The organism is Caulobacter sp. 05L422, assembly GCF_056397765.1.
In genome coordinates, this window is sequence record NZ_JBFTOB010000016.1 from 1 (window position 1) to 15,557 (window position 15,557).

The following is a 15,557-nucleotide window of genomic DNA, read 5'->3' on the forward strand; positions in this document are numbered from 1 at the left end:
AATACACGCGCTTTGTCCCCGTTCGACGCCGACGGCGGGCGGGGCCTGCAACGCCAGGCTCCCCGGACACGCTGAAGTAACCCCCTCCAGCCCAGTCCCGCTCGATCGCCCCCCGCCGCCGCATCGGTCGCTGGCCTTGCGCCCTTTCCCTGCAACGAGGTGAGATCAGGATACGGGCGCCGCGAAAGGGTGAGGACCAAATCGGGTCGAGAAAGTTCAGAGCGTTGAAATCGCGGGGCTTCATCCGCTGGACGCCGAGCATGGACGCCTCTTGAACCCACCCTCTCCCTATGGAGAAGGGCCAAGGAAGGCGCCGCCACGGGCATCAAATCCCTAGAAAATGGGACCACATCCCATATGATGATTTCCGGCGCCGCGAGAGCGCGATACGGAGGAGACCGTCATGCGCCATGGGATCGATCGACGCGCCCTGGGCGCCGGGTTGCTGGCCCTGCCGCTGGCGGGCGTCGCCCACGCCGCCGTCCCGGCGTCCGGCGCTCGTCCCGGCCCCTTCCTGATCGGCGCGGACATCACCTGGGTCCCGCAGGACGAGGCTGACGGCGCGACCTATTTCGCCGGCGGTCGCCGGCGGGACATCCTGGCCATCCTGGGCCAGGCCGGGTTCAACGCCGTCAAGCTGCGGGTCTTCGTCAATCCGGAGAACGGCTATTCGAAGGGCCGCTCCGACGCCTTCGGCGCGCCCTGGGCCGGCCTGGAGCAGACCGTGCGCATGGCCAGGCGGGTCAAGGCGGCGGGCATGCACCTGACGATCAGCTTCCACTACAGCGACAACTGGGCCGACCCCCAGAAGCAGGCCAGACCGGCGGCCTGGGCGGGCCTGCCCCTGTCCGGCCTGGCCAAGGCCGTGGAGGACCACACCCGCCAGGTGCTGACCGCCCTGAACAAGGCCGGAGCGCCCGCCGACATGGTGATCGTCGGCAACGAGATCACCTTCGGCCTGCTGTGGCCCGACGGCCGCGTGCCCGCGGCCGCCCCGACCGGCAATCCCGCCACCGACGCGGTCCACCTGAACGTTCCCGACGCCGGCGGGTGGGACAATCTGGCGGTGCTGCTGAAGGCGGGGCTGGCCGGCGCCCGCGAGGCCGCGCCCACGGCCAGGACCTCGCTGCACAACCACCTGGGCCGCCACTGGGCGATTGTCGAAGGCTGGATGGACAACCTGCTCAGCCGGGGCCTGATCTTCGACGCCACGGGCTTCTCCTGCTATCAGCAGGCCGCCGAGGGCGACTGGGAACGCACGTTCACGAACTTCGCCCGACGCTATCCGGACCACGGCCTGTTCGCCGCCGAATATTCCAGCCGCAAGCGCTATGTGAACGACCTGGTCCACGCCGTGCCCGGCCGGCGCGGCTGGGGAACCTTCATCTGGGAGCCCACGCGCCACCAGGAGGCCCTGTTCGACCAGGACGGCCATAACGCCGGCGAGGGGCCCAAGCCCAACCTGCTGTCCCAGGGGATCAACGCCGCCGAGGCGCCCGGCGCGACGATCCCCGGCGCGGCGCCCCCGCCGCCCAGGCGCGAGCCCGAGCACCACGGCGGACGCTACGACGCCAACGCGCTGGTGGACCTCTATCCGGCGATGGCCCGGGACTACGGGCGCTAGGCGAGCACAACCCCAGACAGTTCGGTGGAGGAAGCGCATGGCTTCACATTCAAGCAAGTTCGCCGCGGCGGCCGCCCTGTGTCTTCTCTTCCATCAAGCCTTTCCTAGCGAGGCGAAGGCGCAAGGCGCCGCTGTCGCGGTCGCCGGACTCGACGTCGTGCCGACGCTCGGGCCCAAGCCCTTCATCGACTATTTCAAGCCGATGCCGCGCGGCGAACTTTCCACGACGGCCTGGGGAACAAGGGAGGTCGGCCCGCGCGACCAGGGCAATGGTCTCGAAGATACGAAGATGGCTCGGTGGAATTATTGGGACGGCCAGATCCTGAAGGGCCCCGACGGCAAGTACCGGATGTTCGCGAGCCGGTGGGACCAGGCGCTCGGCCACAAGGCCTGGGGGGAATCCCTGGCGGTCAGCGCGGTCAGCGACACGCTGTTCGGACCGTATCGCGACCAAGGTCTGACCTGGCCCGACAATCAGGGCGGCCGGGGCCACAACGTCGTCGCCCTGCGAATGCACGACGGACGGTACGCCGTCGTGGTGAGCGAGACGCGCGGCGGCGACGTCTTCGTTTCGGACTCGATCGACGGACCCTGGCGGCAACTGGGCGCGATCGCCCTTGATCAGAGCCGCTTCCAGCTGGTGAAGACGCCGGGCGACGTCGCCGTGAGGGACGATCCGGCGGCGAAGCCCGCGCGTCCCGCCAATTTCAGCGTCATGCTGCGTCCGGACGGCGCCTATCAGATCGTTCCGCGATCAGGGCAGATCCTGATCAGCAAGAGCGGCGTTCTCGGCCCCTACGCCGTGATGGGAGACAGCGTCTATCGGGGTCTGGGAGGGATGCCCCAGGGCGACATGCGCGCTTTTGAAGATCCCGTCGTGTGGTTCAGCGGAGGCTGGTATCACATCGTCGTCAATCACTGGCGCGAGCGCCGCGCCTACCATCTGATCTCGCGCGATGGGATCACGGGGTGGAAGGTCCAGGGACTGGCCTACGAACCCGGCGCCGATTTCATTCGATATGCCGATGGTGCGCTGAACCACTGGAACAAGCTGGAGCGGCCGGGCGTGGTCATCGACAAGGGCCATGTCGTGGCCATGACGTTCGCCGTGGTCGATACGCCCAAGGACGATCAGACGGGCGACAACGGGCATGGAAGCAAGATCATCGTCGTGCCGTTCGACGGTGCGGCGCTGGATCGGGATCTCGCCAAGTTCTAGGGAAACCTGTGCGCGCTACGCCGAGATCGCGTGCAGCTCCGCCGCGTGGGCCCGCAGCCAGCGCCGGTGCGGCGCGGGATCGCCCGACAGCTTTTCGCACAGGGCCCAGAAGCGAGGGCCGTGATTGGCCTCGATCAGGTGGGCGCATTCGTGGGCGACCACGTAGTCGGCGACGTCGAACGGGGCCAGCACCAGCCGCCAGCTGTAGCGGATCGCCGCCGGATGGCCGGGGCGGGCCGGGCGGCACGAGCCCCAGCGAGCCTTGGGGTCGGCGATGGCCACCGAGGGCATGGGACGGCCCAGGGCGGCGGCGTGGTGGGCGGTGCGCTCGGTCAGGCGGGTCAGGGCCTCGCGCTTGGCCAGGCGGATGATCTTCAGGGACCATGTGCTGTCGTCGGGCGCGATCAGCGCGTCGTCCGTCATCTTGGGCCGGCCGGCGCCGACCTCCAGCCGGTAGGGCTTGCCCAGCAGGCGCAGGATGCCGCCGGGGGCGATGACCTGGCGGTTGGGCAGGGCGGCCAGCTGGCCCGCGATCCACTCGGCCTTCTCGTGGGCGAAGGCGACGGCTTCGGACAGCCGGCGCGGGGTGGGGGCCAGGGCCACCACCTCGGACTTGGCCCGGTCGACCCGCAGCGAGATCCGCCGCGCCCGGCCGTCGACCTTCAGCCGCACCGCGCAGCCGCGCACGTCCAGCCGGTCACCGTCGGCGTAGCGCTGCGGGCGGAAGAGGTTCATGTCCTCTAGATCGCCCTTGGCCGGGAGTCGCGCAAGGTCCTCCCCCCGCGGGGGAGGCGCGCTAGCCGAAGTTCGGGTCGCTCTTGAGGATGAAGTCGCGGACCCGCGGATAGATCTCCTCGCGGAACCGGCGGCCGTTGAACACCCCGTAATGGCCGACGTTCGGCTGGACGTAGTCTTCCTTCATCGCCTCGGGGATGGCCGAGCACAGGCCGTGGGCGGCCTGGGTCTGGCCGATGCCGGAGATGTCGTCGTTCTCGCCCTCCACCGTCATCAGGCCGATGTCGGTGATCAGGTCGGGTCGCACCAACTGGCCGCGATGGGTCAGCTCGCCCTTGGGCAGCAGGTGCTGCTGGAAGACGATGTCGATGGTCTGGAGGTAGAATTCCTCGGTCAGGTCCAGCACCGACAGGTACTCGTCGTAGAACTCCAGGTGCTTGTCGGCGCTGTCGCCGTCGCCCTTCACCAGGTCCTGGAAGTAGCGCTGGTGCGCGTCCTGGTGCTTCTGGGCGTTCATGCTCATGAAGCTGGCCAGCTGGACGAAGCCCGGATAGACGCGCCGGCCCATGCCCGGATAGGGCGGGGGCACGGTGTAGATCATGTTCGACTGGAACCAGGCGAAGGGCTTTTCCTCGGCCAGGTTGTTGGTCACGGTCGGCGACAGGCGCGCGTCGATCGGCGAGCCCATGAAGGTCATGCTGGCGGGACGCGACGGGTCGCCGTCTTCGGCCATCAGGGCGGCGGCGGCCAGGACCGGCGGGCCGGGCTGGCAGACGGCCACCACGTTGGGACGCGGACCCAGCACCCGCAGCATGTCGCGGATGTGGTCGATATAGTCGTGGAAATCGAAGCGGCCCTGCAGGACCGAGACCTCGCGGGCGTTGATCCAGTCGACGACGAACACGGCGTGGTCGGGCAGGAAGGCCTCGACCGTGCCGCGCAGCAGGGTCGCGTAGTGACCCGAAAGGGGCGCGACGATCAGCACGGCGGGATCCAGCTGGAACTTGCCGGCCCGGCGCATGTCGGCCATGTCGCGGTCGAACTGGATCAGCCGCGCCCACGGGCTTTCCCAGACCACGGTCGGGCGCACCCGCACGTCGACCTGGCCGACCTTGACCGTGTCGATGCGCCAGTCCGGCTTGCCGTAGCGGCGGGTGACGTTCGAGAACAGGTCGGCGCCGGCGTGGATGCGTCGGCCAAGATCGCTCTCGGCCGCCGGATTCAGGGGCGAGCCCCAGAAGTCGCGGGCCGCGCGGGCGGCGAGGCGCAGGGGGGTCGAGGCGTAAAAGCTTGCCTCATGCAGGGCGTACAGCATGGCGCATCCAGTATGTTGCGATGCAGCATAACACGCCAAGCCCTAACAAGGTACAGACTTCCGGTAGCGGTGCAGCGTCGCGGCCGCCCCTCCGCCTAGCGCCGGCCTTCCATCGAATCCTTGATCTGCCGGGCGATCTCCTCGGGCGGCAGGTTGTAGGCGATGACCTTGTCGAACCGGCCCTTGGGATCCATCAGATAGATCGCCGTCGAGTGGTCGACGCTGTAGTCCGGCCCGTCGCCGACCTGCTTGTAATAGGCCCGGTAGGACTTGGCGGCGGCCGCCACCTGCTGCGGCGTGCCGGTCAGGCCGACGATGTTCTTGGGCAGGGTCGGGCCCGACAGGAAGGTCTTCAGCTGTTCGGGATTGTCGCGGCCGGGGTCGACCGAGATGAAGACGATCTTCAGATCCTTGGCCTTGGGACCAAGCTGGTCGCTGGCGGCGGCCAGGGCCTGCAGCGTGCCGGGGCAGACGTCAGGGCAATAGGTGAAGCCGAAGAACACCGCGTTCCACTGGCCCTTCAGCGTCGCCTCGGTGGTCGGCTTGCCGTTCTGGTCGACCAGCTGGAAGGGTCCGCCCACCAGGGACGGCGGCGGGGCCTTGTCGAAGACCCCCGCCCTGAAGATCAGCACGCCGGCCACCAGCACGGCCAGGATACCGGCCAGAATCGCGAACAACCGATGACGCGGCATGGGCGTTGAACCTTTCGCTCTCGCCAGGGGGGAATTTCTGGCCTTAAGGTGCGACATGGCTGACGCGTCTCTGAAGAATGCGCCGCATAGTTCGCCTCGAACGGGGCTCGATAAGCCTGACGTCGAGGCGGCGCAAGACGAGGACTGGTCCTGGGCGGGTCCCGGGCTGCGTCGCGGACGCTTAAGGGTTCGCACCCTGATCGCCCAGCGCTGGCTGATGGTGGTCGGCCAGACGGTCGCCGTGCTGGTCGCCGGCCTGGTCCTGGACCTGAAGATTCCCTACGCCCTGTGCTTTTCCCTGATCGCCATGTCGGCGTGGCTGAACGTGTTGATCGGCCTGGCGTTCGGCGGGCAGCGGATGGCGCGCGAGGGCGAGGCCACGGCCCAGATCGCCTTCGACACCCTGCAGCTGGCGGGGATGCTCTACCTGACCGGCGGGATCATCAACCCGTTCTCCCTGCTGCTGATCGCCCCCGTCACCCTGGCCGCCGCCACCCTGCCCGCCCGGTTCGCCGCGGGGATCGGGGCCCTGGCCGTGGCGGCCTGCCTGGTCCTGGCCTTCTTCAACCTGCCCTTGCCCTACCGGCTGTCGGCGGGACCGGGGCCCGTGCCCGGCGGCCTGACCCTGATGACGATCATCCTGTCGCGGGTGCTGGGCATCGCCCTGACCGGCGCCTACGCCTGGCAGGCGGCGACGGAATCGGCGCGGATGGAGCTGGCGCTGAACGTCACCGAGACGGTGCTGGCCCGCGAGCAGCGGCTCTCGGCCCTGGGCGCCCTGGCCGCCGCCGCCGCCCACGAGCTGGGCACGCCCCTGGCCACCATCTCGGTCGTGGCCCGCGAGATGGTCCGCAACGCCCCCGACGAGCAGACCCGCGAGGACGCCGAGCTGATGATCGGCCAGGCGGCGCGCTGCCGCGAGATCCTGGCCCGGCTGACCGAGATGCCCGAGGCCAAGGACGCGGTGCACGAGCGCATCAGCCTGGTGCAGCTGGTCCACGAGGTCATCGAGCCGCACATGATCCACGGCGTCCGGGTCGAGGCGGTGGTCAACGGTCCGCCCGGCGATTCCGCGCCCGACATCTGGCGGCGGGCCGAGATCCTCCACGCCCTGACGACGATCGTCGAGAACGCCGTCGACTTCGCCCGCGCCGAGGTGATCGTCGTCGCCCGCTTCGACACCCGCGCCGTGGTGATCGAGGTCCGGGACGACGGGCCGGGCTTCTCGCCCGAGATCCTGGCCAAGCTGGGCGAGCCCTATGTCACCTCGCGTCCGGGGGCAGAGGGCTCCAGGACGGGCCACATCGGCATGGGCCTGGGCTTCTTCATCGCCAAGACCCTGTTGGAACGGACTGGGGCCACGGTGGATTTCAGGAACGGACGGCGTGGCGGCGCGGTGGTCGCGGCGCGCTGGCCGAGGTCGGCGCTGGAGGCGCCGGCCATCATCGGAGCAAGCGAGCTGTAATGAAACACTTGCGACACTCGGCAATTGGGCAACAAGATGGCTCGCTCGTGGCCCGGTTGAGTGTCGGCGTTGGGAGGCGCTGAATTTCATGGCGGATATCGGTGAAATGGTCGCGGCCTTGCCCGACAAATCCCTGCTGCTTCTCGACGACGACGCGCCCTTGCGCACGCGCCTGGGTCGAGCGCTCGAACAGCGCGGATTTGCGGTGACGCTCTGCGCCTCGGTCGCCGAGGCGATGAGCGCCCTGCGAACCTCAGCCCCCGCCCACGCCGTGCTGGACATGCGGCTGGAGGACGGCACCGGCCTGAAGGTCGTCGAGGCCGTGCGCGACGTCCGACCGGACGCCAAGGTCATCATGCTGACCGGCTACGGCAACATCGCCACCGCCGTCGCGGCGGTGAAGGCCGGGGTGATCGACTATCTCTCCAAGCCGGCCGACGCCGACGACGTGGCCCGCGCCCTGCTGGCCGCCAAGGGCGACGCCCCGACCCCGCCCGAAAATCCGATGAGCGCCGACCGGGTCCGCTGGGAGCATATCCAGCGGGTCTACGAGATGTGCGGCCACAACGTGTCCGAGACGGCCCGGCGGCTGAACATGCACCGGCGGACCCTGCAGCGGATCCTGGCCAAGCGCGCGCCGCGGTAGACGCACAGGCCCTCCCCCTGTGGGGGAGGCGATCGCGAAGCGATCGGTGGGGGGAGTCTTAGGATCGTCGATCCTGGAGCTGGCCGCCCGCCGATCAGTCCCCCCACCGTCGGCCTGCGGCCGCCACCTCCCCCACGGGGGGAGGTCGGCTCGTTTCACATCGCCGAAATGCCGCCGTCCAGCTTCAGCTCCGCGCCGGTCATGAACTTGCTCTCGTCGCTGGCGAGGTACAGCACGGCGTTGGCGATGTCGTTGGGTTCGCCGATGTGGCCCAGCGGGATCTGGCGGCCCAGCTTGGCGTGGGCCTCCTCCTTGCCCAGGCGCTGGCTCAGCGGGTCGAGGATCGGCGTGTCGATGAAGGTCGGGTGGATCGAGTTGGAGCGGATATCCAGCCCCATCTTGGCGCAGTACAGCGCGATGTTCTTGCTCAGCAGCCAGACGCCGGCCTTGGAGGCGTTGTAGGCCGGCGAATTGTGGTTGGCGATCAGGCCGGCGATCGAGCTGATGTTGACGATCGAGCCCGGCTGGTGGGCTCGCATGTATTTCAGCGCGTGCTTGGCCCCCAGGAAGACGCTGTCGACATTGATCGACATGATCTTCTTCCAGAGGTCGAACTCCATCTGCTCCAGCGGCCTGTCGCCCGCCACGCCGGCGTTGTTGAGCAGGACCGAGATGCCGCCCATGGCCGCGTCGGCCTTTTCCAGCGCCTCGATCCACTGGTCTTCCTGGGTGACGTCCAGGGCGAAGGCGAAGGCCGTGCCCGCACCGTGGGCGGCGTTGATCTCGTCGGCCACGGCCTGGGCCCCGGCGACGTTGATGTCGGCCAGGCTGACCTTGGCGCCTTCCTCGGCCAGCCGCCGCGCGGCCGCCGCGCCCAGGCCCTGGGCCCCGCCGGTGATGAAAGCCTTCTTGCCGGCGACCCGGCCCGTGCTCTGCGCCATTTGCGGCGTCCTCCCGATTATAATTCAAACGATAGTTTGAACCGGAAGGGCGGCGGGCGGAAGGGGGAAACGCCGTGCGTCCTTCGAGGCCCGCTGTGCGGGCGCCTCAGGATGAGGAGATCAGTGCTGAATTCCTCATCCTGAGGCGCGAGGCGGAGCCGAGCCTCGAAGGACGCACGGCGCTAGGCGATCTCGTCCATGAACTTCGCCATCTCCACGTCCAGCGCGCTGACCCCGTCCGCGTCATGCGTCGTCAGCACCACCTCGACCCGGTTGTAGACGTTGAACCACTCCGGATGGTGGTCGAGCTTGTCGGCCTTCAGGGCCACGCGGGTCATGAAGCCGAAGGCGGCGTTGAAGTCGGCGAACTTGAAGGTCTTGCCGATCGCGTCCTTCTCGGACACGGCGGCCCAGCCTTCGAGTTGCGAGAGGGCGGCGACGGCGCCGATCTTGGCGGGGCGGGACATGGACGGCTCCTGCGAGGGATTTCCCCAGTCAGAACGCCAAACCGGTCGCCGCCGCAAGGTCCTCCAGCGCCTGGTCCTCGGTGGCGACCTTGATGGCGGTCATGCCCAGGGCCGCGGCCGGCTTGCAGTTGACCCCCAGGTCGTCGAGGTAGACGCAGTTCTCCGGGGCGACCGCCAGCAGCTCGCACATCATCTGGTAGATGCGCGGATCGGGCTTGCGGACCCCGGCCTTGGAGCTTTCGAGCACCGCCTCGAACTGGGCGAAGATGTCGGCGATCGCCTCGGCCTTCTCCGCCGAGCCGGCCATGCCCGTGCCGTGGCCGGTGACGACGTTGTTGGTGATGCAGCCGACCTTGAACCGCGCCTTGCAGGCCTTCAGCGCCGCCACCACGCGGGGCCGCACGTCGCCCGACAGCAGGGGCAGCACCTCGGCGCCGCGCAGCGGATGTCCTAGCCGGGTCGCCTCCTCCAGGAACATCGCGTCGAAGGCCGCCGCGTCGATCTCGTTGCGCTCGAACAGCGCCCAGGCGTTGGCGTCGGGATCGGCGGCGTTGACCCGGCGGATGAAGTCCTGGGGCAGGCCGCGCTGGGCCTCGAACCGCCGGAAGGCCTCGAACGGCGAGGTGGTGAACACCCCGCCGAAATCCCAGATCACCGCCTCGATCGCCATGTCCGCCTCAAACAACTGTTTGATCGAGGCTAGGCGGCGGGCGCGATCCTGGCAATCGCCTGATGAATCTTCATGGCCAAGCTCGCGTTGAAGATGAAAGCGGGCGAAACCGTGCGGGGGCTCTGGTTTGTTAACCTTCTGGAGTTCTCGCCATGATCCGCCGTCTGTTTCCGCTGCTCGTCCTGGCCGCCGTCGCGTGCGGCGCGGGAACCGCGTCGGCCCAAGCCTGGCCGGGCGAGTGCGTGACGCGACGGGTCACCGGCCCGGGCGGCGCCTATCGTTGGGACCGCGTCGAATGCGAAGCGGTGACCGGCTGGAGCCACGACCCCAGGGCGCTGGAGGTGGTGGACGGCCCGTTTCGCGGCGATCGCTACGGCGGCTGGAGCGTTGCCATTTCGAACCCAGGCTACTCGGGCCGCGACGCGGGGCCGTCCCAGGACGGCCCGCACGGCGCGCCCTATCCGGCTTATCGCGTAGCGGGTCGCGACGCGGGCGGCTTCCTGGTTTGGCCAGGCAAGCTGCCGTAACGACTCATGTTTTGGCCCGAGGATTGCGTCTGGGGGGACCGTACGCATCATTTCGGGACGGGGGACTTTCACTATGCGCCAACCGAGCAAACCGCTCTTCAAGACCTATGAGATCGTGGCGATCGTCGCTTTCGTCGTCGCCGCGATCGGCGTCGGCAGCCTGCGGCTGGTCTACTAGCCGCCCCGCCCCTCGGGGCGAACTGACCGACTTCGGAACATAAGGACCCCGTCCGCGCGTTGTGGACGGGTATCCGGAGGTTCCACCCTGACGACGCTCGCGCCTAATCCGCCCCCCAGCCTCGCCGCGCGCCTGCGCGGCCTGCCGCCGCGCGCGCGTTGGGGGATCATTGGGGCGATCCTGCTGACGGTCGCCATCGTCGTCTTCCTGGTCCTGTTCGACTGGAACTGGTTCCGCGGTCCGCTGGGCCGGTTCGCCTCGGCGCGCCTGGACCGCGAGGTGGTGATCACCGGCGACCTGCGCGTCCATCCCTGGTCGTTCTCGCCGAAGGTTGAGGCCTATGGCATCCGGGTCGCCCAGCCGGACTGGGCCGCCAAGGCCGATCCCAAGGGCTCGCCGGCCGGTTCTCCGATGGCCAAGGTCGATCGCATCGCGGTGCAGATCAAGCTCCTGCCCCTGCTGAAGGGCGACGTGATCCTGCCGCTGCTGGCCGTGGACCGTCCCGACGTGCGCCTGCTGCGCGAAGGCTCGGGCCGCGCCAACTGGACGTTCGGCGACCCCAACGCGCCCAAGAAGCCGCTGAAGCTGCCGGCCATCCAGCACTTCGTCATCAATGACGGCCAACTTCGCTACGCCGACCAGCAGCGCGACATCTTCTTCCTGGGCACGGTCAGTTCCAACGAACACGCCAGCAGCGACGGTCGCGGCAAGTTCGTGCTGGAGGGCAAGGGCCAGCTGAACCGGTCGCCGTTCACCGCCCTGGTCACCGGCGGTCCGCTGCTGAACATCTCGCCCAACCGGCCCTATCCGTTCGACGCCCGCGTCGACGCCGGCTCGACCCACGTGACGGCCAAGGGCGACATCACCAAGCCGTTCGACCTGGGCCGGTTCGAGACCCAGGTCAACGTGTCGGGCACGGACCTGAACCGGCTCTACGCCCTGACCGGCCTGACCCTGCCCAACACCCCGCTCTACAAGATCAGCGGCCATCTGAGCCGCCGGGGCGAGCGGTTCGACTTCAAGAAGCTGAGCGGCCGGATCGGCGACAGCGACGTCTCGGGCGACCTGTTCGTGCTGGCCCGCGAGCGGCCCTATCTGGAGGCCGACCTGCAGTCCAAGCGCCTGGACTTCGACGACCTGGGCAGCATCTTCGGCGCGGCGCCGGCCACCGGCAGGGGCGAGACCGCCTCGGCCGGCCAGAAGGTCGAGGCCGCCCAGCGCGACGCCACCAAGCGCCTGCTGCCCGACGCCACCCTGCAGGTCGAGCGCGTCAAGGCGATGGACGCCAAGGTCAAGTACCGCGCCCTGACGGTCAACGCGCCCAACCTGCCGCTGCGGAAGGTCCGCGCCGACCTGGTCCTGGAAAAGGGCGTGCTGACCGTCGATCCGCTGGCCTTCACCTTCTCGCGTGGCGAGCTGGCTGGAAAGGTGCGGCTGGACGCCAACCCCAAGGTTCCGCGCACCGACCTCGACATGCGCCTGACCAACGCCAAGCTGGAAGACTTCATCTCGATCAAGAACAGCAATGGCCAGCCGGCCATCGAAGGCGGCGTGATGGCCCGGGCCAAGCTGACCGGCTACGGCAACTCGGTGCACCGCGCCGCTTCCAGCGCCAACGGCCAGGTGACGCTGGTCTCGCCCAAGGGGCAGATCCGCCAGGCCTTCGCCGAACTGCTGGGCGTCAACGCCTCCAAGGGCCTGTTGCTGCTGATGAGCAAGGACAACCGCGAGACCAGCGTCCGCTGCGCCGTGGCCGACTTCACCGTCAAGGACGGGATCATGACGTCCAACCAGATCGTCGCCGACACGGGCGTGGTGCTGGCCAAGGGCAAGGGCACGATCGATCTGCAGAACGAGCGCATGAACCTGCGCATCGACGGCGACAGCAAGAAGCCGCGCCTGGTGCGCCTGTTCATCCCGATCACCATCAAGGGCCCGTTCATGGCGCCGAAGGTCGGGCTGGACGCCAGCGGCGCGGTGGCCCAGGGCGGCATCGCCGCGGCGCTGGGCGCCTTCGTCACGCCCCTGGCCGCCATCCTGCCCTTCGTCACCGGCGGCGAGGCCAAGGACGCCGACTGCGCCGGCATCGTCGCCGACGCGCGCAAGGACGGCGCGCCGGTCAAGGTGGCCCAGACGACTCCCGCCAAGCCCAAGAAGTAGCAACCCTCCCCCTGTGGGGAGGTGTCGGCGAAGCCGACGGAGGGGGGAGTGATCGGACGTCGACCGTCCAGCCAATCCCCCCACCGATCGCTATGCGATCGCCTCCCCCACAGGGGGAGGGCCTAACGCGACAAGAAGGATGACGGCCCGGCGTGAGGTGCGCTAGGCTCAGCGCATCCGAAACCCAGTGTGGTTCATGTCCGAGATTGTATTCGAGGCCCGGGCCTAAGGCTCCGAACCTCCGTTCGTAAGCTGATCAGGCCCCGATCCGTCCGCTCGCCCGTGACGGCGAGCGTGTTCACGCCTCGATCCTCGGACCACTTCCTTGAACATTTCCAAGCCGCAGCAACGCACGCTGCACGCGCTGGCGCAGGGCGCCCGCATCGAACTCCTGCGCGACGACAACGGCCGCGTCGTCGACGCCGACTGCATCACCGGCGAGGGCTGGCGCCTGAGCGACTGCACGCTGGGGGTCTTCAAGACCCTCAAGCGGCGCCGCTTCATCGCCAGCGCCGACGGCGGTCCCTACCGGATCACCCGTCTTGGCGCGGTGAACTTGCGCAGCCAGCTGGACAACCGCGTCACGGCGCGGGGCTGGTAGCTAGGTGAGTCGATAGAAGAAGACGCGCGCGGCGCCGTAGTCGCGCGCGTCGAGCCGCTCGAACCCGGCCGGGGCTGGATCGGGCTCGTCGCGGCCGCGCTCGAACATCACGATCGCGCCCGGGGCAAGCCAGTCGCCGGCCACCAGCGCGTCCAGGGCCTTTTCGCCCAGGCCCCTGGCGTAGGGCGGGTCGAGGAAGGCGATGTCGAACGGCGCGCCGATGCTGCCGGGGCGCGTGCCCGGATCGGTGGCGTCGCGCCGATGCACCCGGGCCTGGCCGAACAGGCCGAAGGCTTCCATGTTCTCGCGGATCGCGCCGCGCGCCGTGTCGTCGGTCTCGACGAACAGGCAGAAGGCGGCCCCGCGCGACATCGCCTCCAGGCCCAGGGCCCCCGAGCCGGCGAACACGTCGATCACGCGGGCCCCATGCAGCTCCGGCGCCCAAGCGGCATGCTCGAGGATGTTGAACACGGCCTGCCGGGCCCGGTCGGACGTGGGGCGGGTGGTGTCGCCCGGCGGGGTGACGATGGCCTTGCCGCGATACTGGCCCGAGACGATGCGCATGCTCAGGCCGCCTCTGGCTCTGGCTCTGGCTCTGGCTCCGGCTTGGGCTGCAGGCGACGGCCGACGACGCTCAGGCCCGCCGCGATCGCGCCGATGGCGACGAAGCCCCAGGGCGTATGGGTCAGCACGCTGACGAACGACAGGCCGCAGAACAGGCCCGGCAACAGCGAGACCCGCGCCAGGATGAACAGCCGCGTCGGCAGGTCGATCGGCTCGGCCAGCTTGCCGATGAAGGCCGCATAGCCCCAGGCCAGGCCCTGGGCGACCCCGACGCCGGCCACCAGGCCGACATAGATGACCAGCGCGCCCATGCTGTTGGCTTCCCACAGCAGCTCGGTGCCCAGGGGCAGCAGCGCCACCAGGCCCAGCATCAGGAAGTTCAGCACGTCCAGCACGCCGTCGGCTTTCCGCAGGCGGGAAAAGGTGCGGCGGTGGCTGATCCACAGCACGCCGATCGCGGCGAAGCTGACGGCGTAGGCGATCAGCTTGTTGGCCATCAGGTGGAAAAACGACCCCACGTCGCCATGCCAGCCCTCGGGCGGATGGATCTCGATGGCCAGCAGGGTGATGGCGATCGCGAACACCGCGTCCGAGAACAGGATCAGGCGATGAAGGTGTTGTGCTTCCTTGTCGGTGATGTCGGTCATGCGCGCCCCGCTCTTGCCCTGCCCCGTTTCTGCCCCGATGTGTGCCGCGCGCCGGCCATCGCGGCAAGTCGCGTGTCGCGCGGCTTGCGTCGCGCGCGGCGAACGCCTAGCGATGATCCAGGGCCAGGATCGGAAACAGTGGTGCTAGCGGAACTTCGACGGTCGCCGTTTCTGGACGATCTGACGCCGAACGACCGGCGCGTCGTCCCGCTCCTGCTGACCCTGCCGATCGGCACGATCGCGGCCTTGCTGGCGGCGATCATCTGCGGCATCGCGGTCTTCCTGGCCTTCGCGGCCGGCGGCGGCGGGGTCGAGGCGGCCGAGCGGCTGATGACCATGATCGGCGGCGGTGAAACGCCGGCCGGCCTAACGCAGACCGCCTTCGTCCTCAACCTGCTGGCCTGGGTGAACGGCGGCATGGCCCTGGCCTTCGTGAGCGTCGCGGCGCTCCTGCAGCGCCGCCGGCTGGCCTCCTATTTCACGGCCGCGTCACCGTTCCGCTGGCGGCTGATGCTGCTGGGCCTGGGTCTGTTCGCGGTGACGATCGGACCCTTGCTGCTGGCGTCGGCGGCGCTGGACGCCAAGGCGCCGGCCATGCCGATCCTGACGGTCAGCCCGGACCTCGCCGGCCGGCTGATCTACGCGGTCATGGTCGTGTCGCTGCTGGTGATCGCCGCCGCCGCCGAGGAGCTTGTCTTCCGGGGCTGGCTGATCAAGGTGGTCGGCGCCTGGTTTCCCGACCCGCGGGTGGTGCTGGTGCTCAGCGGTCTGCTGTTCTCGGCCATCCACTTCGATCCCAATCTCGACGCCTTCCTGATGCGGTTGGCCATGGGCGTGGGTCTGGCTTGGATGGCCCTGCGGCTGGGCGGGATCGAGTTCGCCATCGGAGCCCACGCGGCCAACAACATCATGATCCTGCTGTTCATCCAGCCCATGACTCTGAAGCCCGAGGGGCCGCACGCCTTTCCGCCCGAAATCCTGCTGATCGCGCCCTTGATGCTGGCCGGCTACGTGGCCCTGGCCGAGTTCGCCGCCCGGTGGTCGCCGCTGCGGCGGTGGGTGCGGATCCCGGTCGGCGCGGATCCCCTGACGGTTTTCGACTAGGT

The 15,557-nt window shown here is 68.9% G+C and carries 16 protein-coding genes and 2 pseudogenes; 9 read left to right on the top strand and 9 right to left on the bottom strand.

The genetic code is table 11. The annotated features are described in order from the left end of the window. Positions 1-75: 75 nt before the first annotated feature. The 3 genes and pseudogenes from AC1DMQ_RS15820 to AC1DMQ_RS15830 form a co-directional block, all read left to right on the top strand. Positions 76-161, top strand: a pseudogene (locus AC1DMQ_RS15820) (hypothetical protein); the annotation flags it as partial. A 242-nt stretch (positions 162-403) separates the two neighbouring features. Then, positions 404-1,624 carry a glycosyl hydrolase 53 family protein gene (locus AC1DMQ_RS15825; RefSeq protein WP_477034511.1) on the top strand — a complete coding sequence of 407 codons (1,221 nt, stop codon included), beginning with the start codon at positions 404-406 and terminating at the stop codon, positions 1,622-1,624. Between the two features lie 37 nt (positions 1,625-1,661). Next, the gene (locus AC1DMQ_RS15830; RefSeq protein ID WP_477034512.1) at positions 1,662-2,843 is read left to right on the top strand and encodes a glycoside hydrolase family protein; all 1,182 of its coding nucleotides are present in this window, start codon (positions 1,662-1,664) and stop codon (positions 2,841-2,843) included. A gap of 15 nt (positions 2,844-2,858) precedes the next feature. Here the strand turns inward: AC1DMQ_RS15830 and AC1DMQ_RS15835 are convergent, their stop codons facing one another. The 3 genes from AC1DMQ_RS15835 to AC1DMQ_RS15845 form a co-directional block, all read right to left on the bottom strand. Next, a complete protein-coding gene (locus AC1DMQ_RS15835) occupies positions 2,859-3,578 on the bottom strand; it encodes a M48 family metallopeptidase (RefSeq protein WP_477034513.1) in 720 nt (239 codons plus the stop codon). A gap of 61 nt (positions 3,579-3,639) precedes the next feature. Then, complete coding sequence (locus tag AC1DMQ_RS15840; protein ID WP_477034514.1) at positions 3,640-4,893, bottom strand: polyhydroxyalkanoate depolymerase; 1,254 nt, start codon at positions 4,891-4,893, stop codon at positions 3,640-3,642. 95 nt (positions 4,894-4,988) lie between these two features. Next, on the bottom strand, positions 4,989-5,585 hold the full coding sequence (locus tag AC1DMQ_RS15845; RefSeq protein ID WP_477034515.1) for an SCO family protein: 597 nt from the start codon (positions 5,583-5,585) through the stop codon (positions 4,989-4,991). 55 nt (positions 5,586-5,640) lie between these two features. Here AC1DMQ_RS15845 and AC1DMQ_RS15850 point away from each other — a divergent pair, with 55 nt between their 5' ends. Both AC1DMQ_RS15850 and AC1DMQ_RS15855 read left to right on the top strand, forming a co-directional pair. Further along, a complete protein-coding gene (locus AC1DMQ_RS15850) occupies positions 5,641-7,050 on the top strand; it encodes an ActS/PrrB/RegB family redox-sensitive histidine kinase (RefSeq protein WP_477034516.1) in 1,410 nt (469 codons plus the stop codon). 88 nt (positions 7,051-7,138) lie between these two features. Then, positions 7,139-7,696 carry an ActR/PrrA/RegA family redox response regulator transcription factor gene (locus AC1DMQ_RS15855; protein ID WP_477034517.1) on the top strand — a complete coding sequence of 186 codons (558 nt, stop codon included), beginning with the start codon at positions 7,139-7,141 and terminating at the stop codon, positions 7,694-7,696. Between the two features lie 155 nt (positions 7,697-7,851). Here the strand turns inward: AC1DMQ_RS15855 and AC1DMQ_RS15860 are convergent, their stop codons facing one another. From AC1DMQ_RS15860 to AC1DMQ_RS15875, 4 genes and pseudogenes are all read right to left on the bottom strand, one after another. Continuing rightward, positions 7,852-8,637, bottom strand: coding sequence for an SDR family oxidoreductase (locus tag AC1DMQ_RS15860; RefSeq protein ID WP_477034518.1), 786 nt, complete (start codon positions 8,635-8,637; stop codon positions 7,852-7,854). A 24-nt stretch (positions 8,638-8,661) separates the two neighbouring features. Then, a pseudogene (locus tag AC1DMQ_RS15865) lies at positions 8,662-8,819 on the bottom strand (hypothetical protein); the annotation flags it as partial. Next, positions 8,820-9,104 carry a 4a-hydroxytetrahydrobiopterin dehydratase gene (locus tag AC1DMQ_RS15870; RefSeq protein ID WP_477034519.1) on the bottom strand — a complete coding sequence of 95 codons (285 nt, stop codon included), beginning with the start codon at positions 9,102-9,104 and terminating at the stop codon, positions 8,820-8,822. Between the two features lie 28 nt (positions 9,105-9,132). Beyond that, a complete protein-coding gene (locus AC1DMQ_RS15875; protein WP_477034520.1) occupies positions 9,133-9,774 on the bottom strand; it encodes an HAD-IA family hydrolase in 642 nt (213 codons plus the stop codon). A gap of 152 nt (positions 9,775-9,926) precedes the next feature. Here AC1DMQ_RS15875 and AC1DMQ_RS15880 point away from each other — a divergent pair, with 152 nt between their 5' ends. The 3 genes from AC1DMQ_RS15880 to AC1DMQ_RS15890 all read left to right on the top strand — a co-directional run bounded on the left by AC1DMQ_RS15880 (position 9,927) and on the right by AC1DMQ_RS15890 (position 13,240). Further along, entirely contained in the window at positions 9,927-10,301 is a 375-nt protein-coding gene (locus tag AC1DMQ_RS15880; protein ID WP_477034521.1) for a hypothetical protein, read from the top strand. 346 nt (positions 10,302-10,647) lie between these two features. Continuing rightward, on the top strand, positions 10,648-12,639 hold the full coding sequence (locus tag AC1DMQ_RS15885) for an AsmA family protein (protein ID WP_477034643.1): 1,992 nt from the start codon (positions 10,648-10,650) through the stop codon (positions 12,637-12,639). 325 nt (positions 12,640-12,964) lie between these two features. Continuing rightward, a complete protein-coding gene (locus AC1DMQ_RS15890) occupies positions 12,965-13,240 on the top strand; it encodes a YjhX family toxin (RefSeq protein ID WP_477034522.1) in 276 nt (91 codons plus the stop codon). Here AC1DMQ_RS15890 and rsmD read toward each other — a convergent pair whose 3' ends face one another. Further along, positions 13,241-13,804 (bottom strand): 16S rRNA (guanine(966)-N(2))-methyltransferase RsmD, encoded by a 564-nt coding sequence (gene rsmD / locus AC1DMQ_RS15895; RefSeq protein WP_477034523.1) that lies wholly within the window; start codon positions 13,802-13,804, stop codon positions 13,241-13,243. Positions 13,805-13,806: 2 nt separating this feature from the next. Then, the gene (locus tag AC1DMQ_RS15900) at positions 13,807-14,451 is read right to left on the bottom strand and encodes a TMEM175 family protein (protein WP_477034524.1); all 645 of its coding nucleotides are present in this window, start codon (positions 14,449-14,451) and stop codon (positions 13,807-13,809) included. A 141-nt stretch (positions 14,452-14,592) separates the two neighbouring features. On the opposite strand from AC1DMQ_RS15900, the gene AC1DMQ_RS15905 reads away from it, so the two are divergent. Further along, the gene (locus tag AC1DMQ_RS15905) at positions 14,593-15,555 is read left to right on the top strand and encodes a lysostaphin resistance A-like protein (protein WP_477034525.1); all 963 of its coding nucleotides are present in this window, start codon (positions 14,593-14,595) and stop codon (positions 15,553-15,555) included. The last annotated feature ends 2 nt before the right edge of the window (positions 15,556-15,557 follow it).